The 15535-nt window shown below is 59.5% G+C and carries 14 protein-coding genes; 2 read left to right on the top strand and 12 right to left on the bottom strand.

The window, feature by feature from the left end; all coding sequences use genetic code 11:
- Positions 1–19: 19 nt before the first annotated feature.
- On the bottom strand, positions 20–1234 hold the full coding sequence (serB, locus tag AC3ISI_RS02550) for a phosphoserine phosphatase SerB (protein ID WP_007945613.1): 1215 nt from the start codon (positions 1232–1234) through the stop codon (positions 20–22).
- A 135-nt stretch (positions 1235–1369) separates the two neighbouring features.
- Between serB and AC3ISI_RS02545 the strand changes: the two genes are divergently transcribed.
- Positions 1370–2899 (top strand): AhpA/YtjB family protein, encoded by a 1530-nt coding sequence (locus AC3ISI_RS02545; protein WP_489335342.1) that lies wholly within the window; start codon positions 1370–1372, stop codon positions 2897–2899.
- A 234-nt stretch (positions 2900–3133) separates the two neighbouring features.
- Here the strand turns inward: AC3ISI_RS02545 and AC3ISI_RS02540 are convergent, their stop codons facing one another.
- The 10 genes from AC3ISI_RS02540 to AC3ISI_RS02495 form a co-directional block, all read right to left on the bottom strand.
- Positions 3134–3847, bottom strand: coding sequence for a PqiC family protein (locus AC3ISI_RS02540; protein ID WP_489335341.1), 714 nt, complete (start codon positions 3845–3847; stop codon positions 3134–3136).
- A gap of 195 nt (positions 3848–4042) precedes the next feature.
- The gene (parC, locus tag AC3ISI_RS02535; protein ID WP_489335340.1) at positions 4043–6310 is read right to left on the bottom strand and encodes a DNA topoisomerase IV subunit A; all 2268 of its coding nucleotides are present in this window, start codon (positions 6308–6310) and stop codon (positions 4043–4045) included.
- A 7-nt stretch (positions 6311–6317) separates the two neighbouring features.
- Positions 6318–6842: a retropepsin-like aspartic protease family protein gene (locus AC3ISI_RS02530; protein WP_489335339.1), complete on the bottom strand. Its 525-nt coding sequence runs from the start codon at positions 6840–6842 to the stop codon at positions 6318–6320.
- Positions 6839–7828, bottom strand: a complete 990-nt coding sequence (locus AC3ISI_RS02525) for an esterase-like activity of phytase family protein (RefSeq protein ID WP_489335338.1) — start codon at positions 7826–7828, stop codon at positions 6839–6841. The genes AC3ISI_RS02530 and AC3ISI_RS02525 overlap by 4 nt, the downstream gene beginning before the upstream one ends.
- Entirely contained in the window at positions 7828–9732 is a 1905-nt protein-coding gene (parE, locus tag AC3ISI_RS02520; protein ID WP_489335337.1) for a DNA topoisomerase IV subunit B, read from the bottom strand. Before parE ends, AC3ISI_RS02525 begins: the two co-directional genes overlap by 1 nt.
- A 45-nt stretch (positions 9733–9777) precedes the next feature.
- Positions 9778–10386 carry a YqiA/YcfP family alpha/beta fold hydrolase gene (locus tag AC3ISI_RS02515; RefSeq protein WP_489335335.1) on the bottom strand — a complete coding sequence of 203 codons (609 nt, stop codon included), beginning with the start codon at positions 10384–10386 and terminating at the stop codon, positions 9778–9780.
- Between the two features lie 192 nt (positions 10387–10578).
- On the bottom strand, positions 10579–10833 hold the full coding sequence (locus AC3ISI_RS02510) for a DUF6124 family protein (protein WP_489335334.1): 255 nt from the start codon (positions 10831–10833) through the stop codon (positions 10579–10581).
- 452 nt (positions 10834–11285) lie between these two features.
- On the bottom strand, positions 11286–12101 hold the full coding sequence (gene cpdA / locus AC3ISI_RS02505; RefSeq protein ID WP_489335333.1) for a 3',5'-cyclic-AMP phosphodiesterase: 816 nt from the start codon (positions 12099–12101) through the stop codon (positions 11286–11288).
- A gap of 107 nt (positions 12102–12208) precedes the next feature.
- On the bottom strand, positions 12209–12661 hold the full coding sequence (locus AC3ISI_RS02500) for a DUF1249 domain-containing protein (protein ID WP_489335332.1): 453 nt from the start codon (positions 12659–12661) through the stop codon (positions 12209–12211).
- The gene (locus AC3ISI_RS02495; RefSeq protein WP_489335331.1) at positions 12652–13269 is read right to left on the bottom strand and encodes an NUDIX domain-containing protein; all 618 of its coding nucleotides are present in this window, start codon (positions 13267–13269) and stop codon (positions 12652–12654) included. The genes AC3ISI_RS02500 and AC3ISI_RS02495 overlap by 10 nt, the downstream gene beginning before the upstream one ends.
- A gap of 229 nt (positions 13270–13498) precedes the next feature.
- Here AC3ISI_RS02495 and AC3ISI_RS02490 point away from each other — a divergent pair, with 229 nt between their 5' ends.
- Positions 13499–14245: a DUF3298 domain-containing protein gene (locus tag AC3ISI_RS02490; RefSeq protein WP_489335330.1), complete on the top strand. Its 747-nt coding sequence runs from the start codon at positions 13499–13501 to the stop codon at positions 14243–14245.
- On the opposite strand, the gene cytX is transcribed toward AC3ISI_RS02490, so the two are convergent.
- Entirely contained in the window at positions 14214–15506 is a 1293-nt protein-coding gene (cytX, locus tag AC3ISI_RS02485; protein WP_489335329.1) for a putative hydroxymethylpyrimidine transporter CytX, read from the bottom strand. The genes AC3ISI_RS02490 and cytX overlap by 32 nt on opposite strands.
- Positions 15507–15535: the final 29 nt, after the last annotated feature.

The raw sequence follows: 15535 nt of genomic DNA, 5'->3' as shown, positions 1-15535 counted from the left end.
CCTACAGCAGGTTTACTTTTTACAGCTGCCCGTCACGATCGCGGAAGCCCAGCAGGTACAGCACACCATCCAGCCCAAGGGTGGAAATCGCCTGCTTCGCCGACTGTTTCACCAGCGGCTTGGCCCGGAACGCCACACCCAACCCGGCAATCGCCAGCATCGGCAAATCATTGGCGCCGTCACCGACTGCAATGGTCTGCTCCAGTCGCAATCCTTCCTTATGGGCCAGCTCACGCAGCAAGTCAGCCTTACGCTGCGCATCGACAATCGGCTCGACCGCAACGCCGGTGACCTTGCCATCAACCACTTCCAGTTCGTTGGCAAATACGTAGTCAATGCCCAACTTGGCCTGCAATTGCTTGGCGAAGTAAGTAAAGCCGCCCGACAGAATGGCGGTCTTGTAGCCCAGACGCTTGAGCTCGGCAAACAGGGTTTCAGCACCCTCGGTCAGGCGCAGGGAAGCTCCGATCGAATCCAGCACGCTGACATCCAGACCTTGCAGCAACGCCAGACGTTCTTTGAAGCTCGCACGGAAGTCCAGCTCGCCGGCCATCGCTCGCTCGGTGATTTCAGACACCTGATCGCCGACACCCGCCGCCTTGGCCAGTTCGTCGATCACTTCTGCTTCGATCAGGGTCGAGTCCATGTCGAACACCGCCAGGCGACGGTTGCGACGGAACAGCGAGTCTTCCTGAAAGGCGATGTCAACGTTCAATTCCTGCGCGACGCTGAGGAATTCGGCCCGCAGCGCCTGCGGATCAGCCGCTTCACCACGCACGGAAAACTCGATGCAGCCCTTGCCCTTGTCAGCAGGGGTATCCAGCGGCATGCGTCCGGACAGACGATCGATGTGATCAATGTTCAGACCATATTTGGCAGTGATCGAGCTCACGGCTTGCAATTGCCCGGCAGTCACTTTTCGGGTCAATAGCGTCACGATGTGGCGTTTTTTGCCCTGATTACCGACCCACTGCTGATAATCCTCTTCGGACACCGGCGTGAAACGGACCTGTTGATCGAGCTCGTAACCCTTGAACAGGATGTCCTTGAGCACCGATTTGCCTTGCTCGGTATCCGGAATTTCAACCAGGATGCCGAACGACAGGGTGTCGTGGATCACCGCCTGACCGATGTCGAGAATGTTCACACCACCCTGGGCCAGAACGCCGGTAATGGCCGCAGTCAGACCCGGACGGTCGACTCCCGTGATGTTTATCAGGACGATTTCGCGCAAGGCGCACCCCCGCAAGTGGAAAAAAACCGCATTCTACCCACTTTCAGTGACCATCGGGCACCGTGAGCGCTTTGCCGGCCTATGGCCTGTCGCTATACTGCGCGTCAACTTCACGGACAAAAGAGCCGAGCGCAAGTGAACCGGCCCACGCCAGTAAAAACCGATAACTTCTTTCTGCTGATCTTCCGTGCACTGCGCCACCGCCGTGTACCGATTGCATTACGCATTGCCAGCCATAACGTGATCCTGGTCGCCTTGGCCCTGGTGATCTACGCCGGCGTGATGGGTTTGCAGTTCAAGCAGGCCATGCACGAGCAGGCAGATGCGCTGGGCGAAAGCCTGACCACGCAGACTGCCACCTCCGCCACGGAGCTGTTGGTGTCCAACGACATCCTCAGCCTCAATGTGCTGCTCAACAACCTGACCAAGAACAAGCTGGTGGCCCACGCCGCCATCTATAGCGTGGATAACCGCATCCTCGCTGAGGCTGGTCAACGTCCCAAGCACAGCCTGCTGGGCGAAGCCGAGGGCATGTACCAGAGCAAGATCACGTTCCAGGACGTGACCGCCGGGCAACTACGCATCAGCCTGGACATGGATCAATTCCAGCAGCCAATGACCATCAGCCTGCAAAGCATGGGCATTTTGAGTGCGATCCTGCTGGCATTGTCCCTGGCCCTGAGCCTGCGCCTGGGCCGGCACATCTCCACGCCGCTGCTGCAATTACGCGTATGGCTGCGCAATATCGACGAATACACTCCGGCCACTGAGCGTCAGGACGAGATCGGCGACCTGGCCCGTCAGCTACACGCCAATTTCGCACCGGAGCCCGCCGAGCCTGAACCAGCGCCGGAGCCTGAGTACGAAGACAGCGATGAAAATGCGGACGACAACGAGCCGACCTTTGAAGTACGCAACTTGCGTGACCCGAGTTTCGATGAAACCAAACCGGTCGCGAGCCTGAAACCAGCGCCACGACACATTATCAGCACCGCTGAAGACGACGATGACGATGATGCATTTGCCGATCTGCGTGACGAGTCAGTCGCCGTCGCACCGAAACCGGCAGCAAAGCCCGTGATCTCGAATGTGCCACAGCACAGTGCCGTCCTGGCCGTGCAACTGGGCGCTCAGGACCAACTGCGTCGCCTGCCCCGCACACGCCTCGAAGAATTGCTGAAACGCTATCGCGACTGCCTTGATCAGGCAGCTTCGCTCTATCAGAGCGAACTGCACACACTGAACGATGGCAGCACACTGATGCTGTTCCACACCGAAGACAGTGGCGATGACTACCTGACCAATGCCATCTGCTGCGGTGAGCTGCTGCGCGCCCTGGGCCATCAATTGCAGATTGAAGTCGCTGACAGCGGCATCACCCTGCAATTGCAGTTGGGTCTGACGCTGGGTGAGGAGTTGTTCGGTATGAGTCAGATCGACTTGCTGCTGACCGAAACCGCTCAGGACGCCCTGGCCCTGTCGCAACACAGCCGTAACCTGCTGCTGGTGCAGCGCAAGATCGGTGACGACGTGCTGATTCGTCAGCGTGCACGGATTCGTCCGATTGCGAGCCCTGAGGGCGCTTGCTGCGTGGAGCGGTTGATGGAGCCTTACCCGTCGATGCTGGAACGGCAACTGGCGCGGATGCATGAGCGTCGGGCGTAAGCCTTAGCCCCGATGTAAAAGAAACCCGCAGATGGTGATCATCTGCGGGTTTTTTGTTGTCTGCTCTGGCCCCCATCGCGAGCAGGCTCGCCCCCACAGTGGATTTGTGGGTGTCCGAGATCCCTTGTGGGAGCGAGCCTGCTCGCGATGAGGCCAGAGCAGCACGAAAGATCTCCAACCTGCAGAAACAACAAAGCCCGCACAAGGCGGGCTTTGTTTTGGATCAGCCCAGGCTTAGAACCTGAACACTTCCATATCGGTCCGGATCGGCGAAGCCATCGGGATCTTCGGCTGTTTCTCTTGCTCAGCTGCCGGCGCGGCCAGTTTGGGAGGCGATTTACGCGGTACATCAGCAACCGTTGGCTGGTTGGCCAATGGCTTGAGCGCCACCGATAACTGCTCCGCCAGACGCTGCAACAACACACCTTGCGCCTGAACCTGCGACGCTGTGCCGCCTGCGTGCTCTTCTTGCAGGTGAATGATGCGGTTATCGCGAACCTTGCCGCGACGGTCGATCAAACGCCATTGCGCATCCAGGATTGCCGGTTGCGACACACCCGAGTCCAGCCGGGTAATCGTCAGCAATACCTGAACATCCGGGGTAAAACCCGATGTGGCAGGCGCCAGCACAACGCGCTGACTGTCCAGACGACCGGCTACCTGACGCAGCAACAGCTGATCGATGTCGGAAGACAGACTGCCCGCCCAACGACCGTCGGTGGCAGCCTGCAGACTGCCATCGGGTTGACGTTGCAACAGGGTTTCGCGTTGCAGATAATCGGCAACCGTTACCGGGCCCAACAATACCGCCATGCCCGCGCTTTGCGCAGGCGCAACCGGGCTTCCACTGTCCAGTTGATACAGCGACACCGGCTGGTGAACGCTGCAACCCGCAAGGCCTAGCAAGCCAGCGAGCATCAGAATAAAAGGAAGGCGCAGAGCAGTCATCGTCCCATCCAGGTGGCTGCCACAAGGCTAACCACAGTGAAAATACTCAATAAATATGAAGAACGCTCGGCCACGCCGGCGCTTGAAAGGCCATATCATCCGTGAATATGCGTTCCGACTCCAGCGCCAAAGCGTCGATCTACGCGTTAAATCGTAGATCGAGCGCTCTAGGGGGCGCTCTAGCCCCCTATCCACTTAATTGAGGTTTTCGACGAGCAGCGCATCCACCCTCTGAAAACCGCGTGGCAACTTGTTACCGCGACGCCCACGTTCACCTTTGTAGTGCTCAAGGTCGTCCGCTTTCAGTGACAAGGTACGTTTTCCAGCCTGTAACACCAAGGTGGCACCGTCCGGCAGAACGGCGATGTCCGTCACATATTCTTCGCGGTTGGCCACGCGCTCACCGGTGATGCCGATGATCTTGTTGCCTTTGCCCTTACCTAATTGTGGCAGGTCGCTGATTTTGAAGATGAGCAAGCGACCTTCGGTTGTCACCGAAGCCAGCCAGTTACTCTCGCGATCAGCCACCGGGCGCGGCAGAATGACTTTCGAGTTGCTCGGCAGACTCAGCAACGCCTTGCCGGCCTTGTTCTTGGCCTGGAAGTCTTCACCTTTGACCACGAAACCATACCCGGCGTCGGAAGCGATCACGTACAGCGAATCGTCTTCCGGCATCAGCACGCATTCGAAACTCGCGCCTGGCGGAGGCGTCAGACGACCGGTCAACGGCTCGCCCTGGCCACGGGCCGATGGCAACGTATGAGTCGCCACCGAATAACTGCGACCGGTGGAGTCAATAAACACCGCAAACTGGTTGGAGCGGCCGGCCGCCAAGGCCTTGAAGCCGTCCCCAGCCTTGTAGGAGAGCCCGGTGGCATCAATCTCGTGCCCTTTGGCAGAGCGAACCCAGCCTTTTTCCGACAGCACAACCGTCACTTTCTCGTTCGGCAGCAGATCGTGTTCGGTCAGTGCCTTGGCCTCGGCGCGCTCGACAATCGGCGACCGACGGTCGTCGCCATAGGTCTCGGCGTCCTTGATCAGCTCGGTGCGCACCAGTTTTTTCAGTTTGGCTTCGCTGCTCAGCAGGGCTTGCAGCTTGGCTTGTTCTTTGAGCAGTTCATCCTGCTCAGCACGCAACTTCATCTCTTCCAGTCGCGCCAACTGACGCAAACGGGTGTCGAGGATGTAATCGGCCTGGATTTCGCTCAGGGCGAAACGCGCGATCAGGGCGGCCTTTGGATGCTCCTCGGTGCGGATGATGTGAATCACTTCATCCAGATTGAGGTAAGCAATCAGCAAGCCGTCCAACAGGTGCAGGCGACGCTCGACCTTGTCGAGGCGGAATTGCAGGCGGCGACGCACGGTCTGCACCCGGAACTCCAGCCACTCGACCAACAACGCTCGCAAGTTTTTCAGTTGCGGCTTGCCGTCCAGACCAATGATGTTGATGTTGACCCGGTAGCTCGACTCCAGCTCGGTGCTGGCGAACAGGTGCGTCATCAGTGCATCGTGGTCAAAGTTTTTGCGCGCGCCGGGAATGATCACGATGCGGCACGGGTTTTCGTGGTCGGACTCGTCGCGCAAGTCAGCGATCTGCGGGGCCTTGGACGGTTTGGCCTGCATCATCGCGGCGATCTGTTCCAGCACCTTGGCACCGGACACCTGATGCGGCAGGGCGGTGACGATAATGTCGCCGTCTTCAATGTGGTACACGGCGCGCATGCGCACCGAGCCCTTGCCGGTTTCGTACATTTTCAGCAGGTCGGCGCGCGGGGTGATGATTTCCGCTTCGGTCGGGTAATCCGGGCCCTGGATGTGTTCACAGAGCTGTTCGACCGTGGCTTTGGGCTCATCGAGCAAGCGCACGCATGCCGTCGCGACTTCGCGCAGGTTGTGCGGTGGCACGTCGGTGGCCATGCCCACGGCGATGCCGGTGGTGCCGTTGAGCAGGATGTTCGGCAAACGTGCCGGCAACACCAGCGGCTCGTCGAGGGTGCCGTCGAAGTTCGGGCCCCAGTCCGCCGTGCCCTGACCCAACTCACTGAGCAGTACTTCGGAGTAACGCGACAGCCGCGCTTCGGTGTAACGCATGGCGGCGAAGGACTTGGGATCATCCGGCGCACCCCAGTTACCCTGACCGTCGACCAGCGTGTAGCGGTAGCTGAACGGCTGGGCCATCAGGACCATGGCTTCGTAGCAGGCCGAGTCGCCGTGCGGGTGGAACTTGCCGAGCACGTCACCGACGGTACGCGCCGATTTCTTGTGCTTGGAATCAGCGTCCAGCCCCAACTCACTCATCGCGTAGATGATGCGTCGCTGTACCGGTTTCAGGCCGTCGCCGATATGCGGCAAGGCACGGTCCATGATCACGTACATGGAGTAGTTGAGGTAGGCATTTTCGGTGAAGTCAGCCAGTGACCGGCGTTCTACACCGTCCAGGCTGAGATCAAGGGAGTCGCTCATGCGGGCCTCATCGGTTCGTTGTCTGGCGCAGCAGCATGGTGCCACCGCGCTGGGTAAATTCAAGTTTGTTCAGTGCGCTCATGCCGAGCAGCACCTGTTTGCCTTCCAGGCCTGGAGCGACCAGCGCGCGAACATCACGCAACACAATGTCGCCCAGTTGCAGCCGGTCGATGCGAGTTCGATAGCCCTCGCTCAGACCATTGGCCGTGCTCAGGGTCACCCCGAAGCCTTGCTCCAGTTTCAATCCCTCGGCCACACTGGCCGGAATTGACACATCCGTCGCCCCGGTATCGAGCATGAAATCCACTGGATGGCCATTGATCGCACCGCTGGCGACAAAATGTCCCTGGCCATTGCTGACCAGTTTCACTTCGACAAACCCATCGCCCTGCTCGGAACTGACCACCACATTCGGGTTTTGCTGCCGCTCTTCCCACTGGCCAAAAAACCGCGTGGCCAGAAACAGTGCTGCGCACCAGGCCAGCACCATCAACACTCGACCGGCGCGTTTACCCGGCGGTTGTTGACTCAAGGCTTGGCACTCCAGCCACCTTCAGGCGCAGCGAAGCGCCAGACAACCGGGCGGACCTCGCCATCGGCGCGAGGCCCGAAATTGTTGTCGACACCAATCCAGGCACCGTCAGCGTCGATGACCAACGCCTCCTCCAGCCCGTAGTTCTGCGAATAGCGACGGTTTTCCTGCAACAACTCGGCCGCATAGGACCAGCAGCGCTCGACCTTGGCCGTCTGCGGGTCACGGCGACAAATCTGATAGGCATTGCGCTCAAGGGTAAACAGCTTGCCGTTGAACAATGACAGGTCAGAGAAATCCCGATTGACCGGTTTGGCGTGGGGGAACTGCGGTGGCTGCATTTCCATGCCCGCTTCGCTCAGCAGCACACAGCCGCCGTCGCAGTCCCACACGGTTTGCTTGCGCTTGATCGTCAACAATCCGCGGCTTTGACGCTCGGCAGCGAACCACAGCTGATCACCCGCAGGATTGATCGCCAGCCCCTCAAACAGCGCATTGAATTGCAATAGCATGCCACTGGCCCGCGCTTCGCGAACCAGCATTGGCGAGATTTTCAACCAGGTCGCCGGCCCCGTCAGTGGCACTTGCAGGACGGCAGCATGAGCTTCGCTGACAATGTAGCGATTGCCGGCGTTGTCGCAGGTAATGGCTTCGAAATCCAGATCGCCGCCCCGCACGAACGACGTCGCCCAGGCTCGCGAACGCAACCCCCAAGGCAAACCGCTGTCCGGCACCGCAGGCACACCGATGCCCACGGCTTCGGCCTGCCAGACCGTGTCGCGGGTATCTAGGCGATAGATTTGATCGTCGTCGCGATCGGACACCGCCCACAAGTCCTTGCCGCACTGGGCAAGTCCCGACAGATTGCCGCCGAGCATGCCATCAACGGGATGTTCGGCTATCACGCGCAATTCTGGTGCCGGTTCAGCAAACGCCAGAACCGGGGCCAGAAGTAAACAACACGCCAGGGCAAAGCCACCCCGCATCAACCAAGAACCTCGGCCAGGTTGCCCTTGGATTCCAGCCAGGATTTGCGGTCACCGGCGCGTTTCTTCGCCAGCAACATGTCCATCATTTCCGACGTCGCTTCGAAATCGTCCAGGGTCAACTGCACCAGACGCCGGGTGTTCGGGTCCATAGTGGTTTCGCGCAGCTGCGGCGGATTCATTTCACCCAGACCTTTGAATCGGGTGACCTGCGGCTTGCCGCGTTTTTTCTCGGCGACCAGACGATCCAGAATGCCATCGCGCTCGGCTTCGTCGAGGGCGTAGTAAATCTCTTTGCCCAAGTCGATGCGGTACAGCGGCGGCATGGCGACATAGACGTGACCGGCATCCACCAACGGGCGGAAATGCTGGACGAACAACGCGCACAACAACGTGGCAATGTGCAGACCGTCGGAGTCGGCGTCGGCGAGGATGCAGATCTTGCCGTAACGTAGCTGGCTCATGTCTGCGGCGCCAGGATCGACACCGATGGCCACGGCAATGTTATGTACTTCCTGGCTGGCCAGCACTTCACTACCGTCCACTTCCCAGGTGTTCAGAATCTTGCCGCGCAACGGCAGGATCGCTTGAAACTCTTTGTCCCGCGCTTGCTTGGCGGAGCCACCGGCGGAATCACCTTCCACCAGAAACAGCTCGGAACGCATCGGGTCCTGCCCGGCGCAATCGGCCAGTTTGCCCGGCAGCGCCGGCCCTGCGGTGATACGCTTGCGCTCGACCTTCTTGCTCGCCTTGAGGCGTCGGCCGGCGTTGTTGATCGCCAGCTCCGCCAGCAGCATGCCGGTTTCCGGGTTGGCGTTGAGCCACAGACTGAAGGCATCCTTGACCACACCGGATACGAATGCCGCCGCTTCACGGGACGACAAACGCTCTTTGGTCTGGCCGGAGAATTGCGGCTCCTGCATTTTCATCGACAACACGAAGGCGATGCGTTCCCAGACGTCTTCTGGCGCCAGCTTCACGCCACGCGGCAATAGGCTGCGGAATTCGCAGAATTCGCGCATGGCATCGAGCAAACCCTGACGCAAACCGTTGACGTGCGTACCGCCCTGGGCCGTCGGGATCAGGTTGACGTAGCTTTCCTGCACCGCGTCGCCACCTTCCGGCAACCACAGCAGCGCCCAGTCGACCGCTTCTTTATTACCGGCCAGGCTGCCGCAGAACGGCTCGTCCGGCAGGCGTTCGAATTCGCTGACCGCGTCTACCAGATAGGAGCGCAGGCCATCTTCGTAATGCCACTCGACTTTTTCACCGGTGGCCTTGTCTTCAAAACTGACCAGCAGCCCCGGGCACAGAACGGCCTTGGCCTTGAGCACGTGCTTGAGGCGGCTGATGGAGAATTTTGGCGAATCGAAGTATTTCGGGTCCGGCGCGAAGAACACGCTGGTACCGGTGTTGCGTTTACCGACCGTGCCGATCACTTCCAGCTCGGTTTTTTTGTAACCGTCGGCAAAGGTCATCTGGTATTCGTTGCCGTCACGCTTCACACGCACCCGGACTTCGGTCGACAAGGCGTTGACCACCGAAATACCCACCCCGTGCAGACCGCCGGAGAACTGGTAGTTCTTGTTGGAAAATTTGCCACCCGCATGAAGCTTGGTGAGGATCAGCTCAACACCCGAAACACCCTCTTCCGGGTGAATGTCCACCGGCATGCCACGACCGTCATCGCTGACTTCCAGGGAGTGGTCGGCGTGCAGGATGACCTGCACCGATGTCGCATGCCCGGCCAAGGCTTCGTCGACGCTGTTGTCGATGACTTCCTGGGCGAGGTGGTTCGGCCGACTGGTGTCGGTGTACATGCCGGGCCGTTTGCGCACCGGGTCGAGGCCCGAGAGGACTTCGATGGCGTCTGCGTTATAAGAGCTAGCGCTGGGAGTGGCCATGGGGTCTCGTCGTCAAATGTTCTGTGAAGAAATAGAGGCGAAGGTTCACAGTGCAGTGAAATCGATCGCCTGATACAAATCTGCGCCGATGCCGGCAAAACTCAGCATTGCCGGCAATTGCGCGGCAAAACCCTGGAAACTATGGTCGCCGCCGGCCTGGATGCGCAAGGCACACGCTTGGTAATACTGCTGGGCCTGGCGATAGTCCAGTGTTTCGTCGCCGGTCTGCAACCACACTTGATACCGCTGCGAGTCCTGGGGCGCCGGCACTTCCAGCTCGGCCAGGGCCGTCACGTGGTCGTGGGTCAACTCCCAGCTCTCATCGGTATACAGGTTTTTCTGCGTCCCCAGGAACCCGTCGAACATCAAGTGCGGGCTGACGGCCGGATTGATCAGCAAAGCCTTGAGGCCATGGCGTTCGGCCAAGTGTGTCGCATAGTAGCCGCCGAGTGAGCTGCCGACCAGCAGTGGCCGCCCCAGCGCTTCAATCGCCTGCTCCAGCTGACCGATGGCTTCGCGAGGGTGGTGATGCAAGGCCGGAACCTGCAACTGATCGCTCAAGCCCAGACGGTCCATCACTTGCATCAACTGCGTGGCCTTTTTTGAGGCCGGCGCGCTGTTGAAACCATGGATATAAAGGATCGAACCGGACATTTGAACTCCCTGTGCGTCGGGTAAAGAGGCGCAGTTTACAGGGAGATGGGGGGATCGGGGATATCCTCGGGATTCGAGGTGTTTGTACTGACGCCTTCGCGAGCAGGCTCGCTCCCACAGTGGATTGGCGTCGTACACAAATCCCTTGTGGGAGCGAGCCTGCTCGCGAAGAACGATAACGCGGTCTAACAGTTATGCTGGATCAACGGTATCCAGCACCCGGTTCACCGCCAGTTCAGCCAGCATGACAATTTGCTGAAGCGCCATCACCGTATGCCGGTCCGGACCTTGCAGGCGCGCAGCGAAATCACTGGCCATGACACTGGCAGAGGCAAGGGACTCACAGGAATGGGCTAACAGGCTTTCTATGTCCATGTCGGGGGCGACCATAAACATCGTGCTGGGTTTGCGGGCAGTATCTGGGGGGTTTGGTGTTGGTTTGAACATGGTGACACCTCAGTTCATTGATATGGAGCCACCCCCAATTGCCGCGATGCAATGTAAGGGTGGCAGCCGTACGCGGGTTCGCGGACCGAGAACTGAGAATCGGCATACCCGAAGGTATCCCACGCACAGCCGCCATGAAACAAAACGACAGGCACTTAAAAGTGCTGTTGTAAGGCGCGGCGATTATGCCTCAGTTCAGTGGGCCGCGAAGCCCGATCGCTGAATGTGTCAGCGACAGACCAAAGGCTAGAGATGCCACGTCCGACGGGCAACCTGAAAACATCGTGGGAAGGTTCCGAAATTTCTGCTGACGATTAAACAGCGTCGTTCGCGAGGACGCCTTCGCGAGCAGGCTCGCTCCTACAATTGGACCGAGTACAGCCGGGAGAGATAGGTCGGCTGCCAGGCCGCCTTCACGGGCAAGCCCGTTCCTACAGGGCCGGGCCAAAAACTCAGTAGCCGTCGGAACCGTAATCGACCTGAAAATCGAACCCGGTCACACGCTCTACGCCGGTTTCGATCCGGCCATCGGGCAACAACCGCAACCAGCGATACCCCGGCGCCTGCTCCCCGACTTTGAAATCATCGCTCCCCGGCTCGAACTGAATGCAGGTCGACGGCGAGGCAATCAGTCGAACGCCATTTCGCAGCTGATCAATCTCCTGATGCACATGCCCCCATAAAACCGCCCGCACCTGCGGAAAACGATCCAGCACTGCAAACAGCGCCTCAGGGTTGCGCAGCCCGATCGGTTCCATCCAGGCACATCCAATCGACACCGGATGATGATGGAAGCAGACCAGATGATGCCGCTCCGGCGCCTCACTCAGTGACCGAGCCAACAACTGCAACTGCTCATCCTGCAAATACCCCGGCACCGAACCCGGTACGGCCGAATCGAGCAACGTGACCCGCCAGTTACCAACATCCACCACCGGCTCCAGCAAGGCACTCTGCACCGCCGCCTCGGCCATGATCTGTGGTTCATCGTGATTGCCGGGAATCCAGCGCGCTGGCGCATCGAGCTGACGGCTCAGCTCGCGGAACTGCTGGTAAGACTCCAGCGTCCCGTCCTGAGACAGGTCGCCACTGGCGATGACCAAGTCGATGTGCGGCTGCTGAAGCTGCACCAACTCAATGACTTTTTGCAGGCTGTCCCGGGTGTTCATGCCCAGCAACGTCCTGTCCGCTTCGGCGAACAAATGGCTGTCGGAGAGTTGCACCAGCAACGCCGGATCGGCGGTGGTCAATGTGGATACGCTCGGCAAGGCGTTCTCCCAGGACTGAATCACGGGTGTGGGGTGTGCCGCAATTATGCTGGGGGACGCTCAAAAGGGGAAATCTGTGAACCTGACGCAGTTCACAACTAGCGCGCTCAACGTACAACGGCGTATTCGTGTCCGCAAGCCAGGCAATGGCTCAGCCACTCGCCCAGAAACATATTCAGCTGGGCCTTTTCGTCCGGCTGGTGCATCGAAGCATTCGGGTAAGGATAGATACCGCGAAAACGCCGTGCATGTTCGGCGCTGACGACTTCGGCCATGCAGGCGTCGTGATAGACCTGCACCTCCAGCTGCGGAATCGGCAGCCACGGCAGACTGTGCTCCTGGCGCACTTGCAGGGTCGTGGTGTATGGACAGACCTGCAACACTTCCAGCGCCAGCACGCCGAGCATCTGATCGCCGTGGGTGACGGCAATGCGCCGCGCCGCCGGCTCGTCGCGCATGTCTGGCAGCAGTCGCATCAAGCGTGCGTAGTTCGCCTCGCAGGAAGCTTGCAGCCCCACAAGGTCCACCCGATAGCGATCGCGCAGTTTGTTTACGACCATAACCCCCTCACTTCAGCGCGGTTTAAAGCTAACCATTGCAAGGCAATGATGCTGGCCGCGTTGGCAATTCGTCCGTCACGTACGGCTTGCAAGGCATCTTCGAACGCCCAGACCGTTACGCGGATATCTTCAGCTTCTTCCTCCAGCCCATGCAGGCCGCCAACACCGTTCGTGTCGCAACGCCCCAAGAACAGGTGCACGAATTCATTGCTGCCGCCCGGCGACGGAAAATATTTGATCATCGGCCAGAGCGCCCCGAACACAAGCCCAGCTTCCTCCTGCCCCTCGCGGTGAGCAACTTCTTCCGGTACTTCTTCCTTGTCGATCAGACCAGCGACCAGTTCGATCAGCCAAGGGTTGTCGGTCTTGCCCATGGCACCGACACGAAATTGTTCGATCAGCACCACTTCGTCGCGCTGCGGATCGTAAGGCAGCACGCACACGGCATCGTGGCGCAAGAACACTTCACGATTGATTTCGCGACTCATGCCGCCGGCGAACAATTCGTGGCGCAAGTGCACACGGTCGAGCTTGTAAAAGCCCTCGTAGCACTTTTCGCGCCGAACGATATCAACGGCGGTCGGAATGGCGTTGGCAAAATCAGTCATGACAATCCTCGTTTACTGCAAATCCGTTACGAGGCTCCTTTTTGTTACTTGCAACCTCGACTTCGCGCCATCCTAACGCGCCTGCGACATTTGATGCAGCCCCTTTACCGTCAGCGGGATAGACGGTGAGGGCGAAACCAACTCTAATTAGCTTAGTGGCGAACTGACTGCTTCGTTGAGAGTCGAAGCGGATAACTTTTTGCCTTTCCCTGTTTTACAAAGGACGCCCATGTCGCTTTTTAAAATTGCCTCCGTGGCCGCTATCGCCCTGACGCTGGGCGCCTGTCAGAGCCTGTTTCAGCCCAGTTACCGGGCGCCGCTGGAAACCACCCGCGACGCCACCGAAACCCTGAAACCGGGTTGCACCACCTCCGAATGCCCGCTGGTGAACATCGATACAGTGCACTTTCCTGCCGAACCCGCCCTGGACGGCATTGTCGAAAAACGCCTGCTGCAATTGACCCGCACCTCACCCGACGCCCCAGTGGCACCCACACTGACGGCCTATCGTGACGAGTTTTTGCGCACGGCCAGCCCGCGCTCCAGCAGCTACCTGCAAGCCAAAGTACGTGAACAGCATGACGGCTTGGTGATCGTCGAATTTTCCAGCTACCTGGACACCGGCGGCGCTCATGGCACACCGGGCCGTGGCTTTATCAACTATTCCCGCCAGCAGCACAAAGTGCTGACGCTGTCGGACATGTTGGTTCCAGGACAGGAAGAAGCGTTCTGGAAGGCGGCGCAAGTCGCGCACAACAGCTGGTTGATCAGCACCAAGCTCGATCAGGAACCGGAGTTCGTGAAGAGCTGGCCGTTCCAGAAAACCCAGAACGTGGCGCTGACCTACGGCGGGGTGATCCTCAAGTACGAAACCAGCACCATCGCGCCTTACGCGCTAGGCCATATCGAATTGAAGATCTCTTACCCACGCCTGAACGGCATCATTAAGCCCGAGCTGTTTCCCGGCCGTAGCTGAAGGCCCGACCCAGCACCAGCTGTAGCAGCCCTGCCAGAATCAACGACGGCAGGGTTGCGCCGATGTCCGGATACAGATTGGCCAGCAAATGATAGGTGCTCACCCCGCCCAACCAGGCGAGCAGCGCCGGCCAGCGCAAGGCGGCTGACGCCACTTGAGCCGAGCGTTTGCGCAAGATGAAGTGATCCACCAACACCACACCAAACAGAGGCGCAAACACCGAACCGATCAACAGCAGGAAATTCTGGTACTGGGCCAGCGGCGCCAGGCACGCAATCAGTGTGCAGATCACGCCGATGGCCAGCGCCAGGTGCTCGACTTTCAAGCGCAACAAAATCCCACTGGAAACGGCCGCCGAGTGAATATCGGCGAAGGCGTTTTCCGACTCGTCCAACAGGATCAGTAACAGCGGAATGCCCAGACCGGCACCGGCCAGCGCCAGCAACAAGGCATTCACTTCACCGCTCGGCGCGAACGCCAGGGTGTAGGCCACGCCGAGGCTCATCAGCCAGAAATTACCAATAAAGAAGCCTAGCGCCGTTCCACCGAAGACGTTTTTCGCACGCTTGCCGAAACGCGAGTAGTCGGCAATCAGCGGCAGCCACGACAGCGGCATCGCGATGGCAATGTCGAATCCCACGGCAAACGGCATCGAACCATCACCGGCCTGCGCCCACAATGCGGCCAGATCGGCTTTGGCGAACAGGTTCCAGGTCAGCCAGATGCACGCGGCCAACAACAGCCAGATGCCCCACTTGCGCAGGATCTGCCGCACGAATGTCAGCGGACCACTGACGGCCAGCAAGGTCGCCAAGGCGCCGAAGAACAACGTCCAGAGCAGCGGGTTCGACAGCAGGCTGCCTTCGCTGAATGCCCGCGCACCCAACAGGCTGGCGGCGTCACGCATGACGATGATTTCGAACGAACCCCAACCGATCAGTTGCAGCAGGTTCAGCAGCGCCGGCAGGCTTGCGCCTTTGGTGCCGAGGCTGAGTTTGAGCGCGGCCATCGACGACAGACCGGTGTCGCTGCCGATCACGCCGACGGCGGCCAGCAGCAAAACGCCGACCAGGGTGCCGAGGAAGATCGCCAGCAACGAACCGGACAGGCCCAGGCCTGGCGCGAGCAGGGCGCCGGTCTGCAGCACCATCAGGCCGATGCCGAGGGAGAACCACAGGGAAAACAGATCGCGGCCGCCGAAGACACGTTTGTCGGTCGGCACTGCGATGTCGGGTGAATAGGTACTGGGTTGAATGCTCAAGGGTGTTATCTCAGAGGGACATTTGTTGT

It is taken from the genome of Pseudomonas sp. GL_139_B (genome assembly GCF_057834475.1).
The sequence above is the reverse complement of the archived record's forward strand: the minus strand, read 5'-3'. Positions and strand labels throughout refer to the sequence as shown.

Excerpts from the sequence above, each read along its gene's own strand:
- AC3ISI_RS02540 (WP_489335341.1), bottom strand. The coding sequence starts at position 3,847 with ATGACTGCTCTGCGCCTTCCTTTTATTCTGATGCTCGCTGGCTTGCTA.
- parC (WP_489335340.1), bottom strand. The coding sequence starts at position 6,310 with ATGAGCGACTCCCTTGATCTCAGCCTGGACGGTGTAGAACGCCGGTCA.
- AC3ISI_RS02525 (WP_489335338.1), bottom strand. The coding sequence starts at position 7,828 with ATGCGGGGTGGCTTTGCCCTGGCGTGTTGTTTACTTCTGGCCCCGGTT.
- parE (WP_489335337.1), bottom strand. The coding sequence starts at position 9,732 with ATGGCCACTCCCAGCGCTAGCTCTTATAACGCAGACGCCATCGAAGTC.
- AC3ISI_RS02515 (WP_489335335.1), bottom strand. The coding sequence starts at position 10,386 with ATGTCCGGTTCGATCCTTTATATCCATGGTTTCAACAGCGCGCCGGCC.
- AC3ISI_RS02510 (WP_489335334.1), bottom strand. The coding sequence starts at position 10,833 with ATGTTCAAACCAACACCAAACCCCCCAGATACTGCCCGCAAACCCAGC.
- AC3ISI_RS02500 (WP_489335332.1), bottom strand. The coding sequence starts at position 12,661 with ATGGTCGTAAACAAACTGCGCGATCGCTATCGGGTGGACCTTGTGGGG.
- AC3ISI_RS02495 (WP_489335331.1), bottom strand. The coding sequence starts at position 13,269 with ATGACTGATTTTGCCAACGCCATTCCGACCGCCGTTGATATCGTTCGG.
- AC3ISI_RS02490 (WP_489335330.1), top strand. The coding sequence starts at position 13,499 with ATGTCGCTTTTTAAAATTGCCTCCGTGGCCGCTATCGCCCTGACGCTG.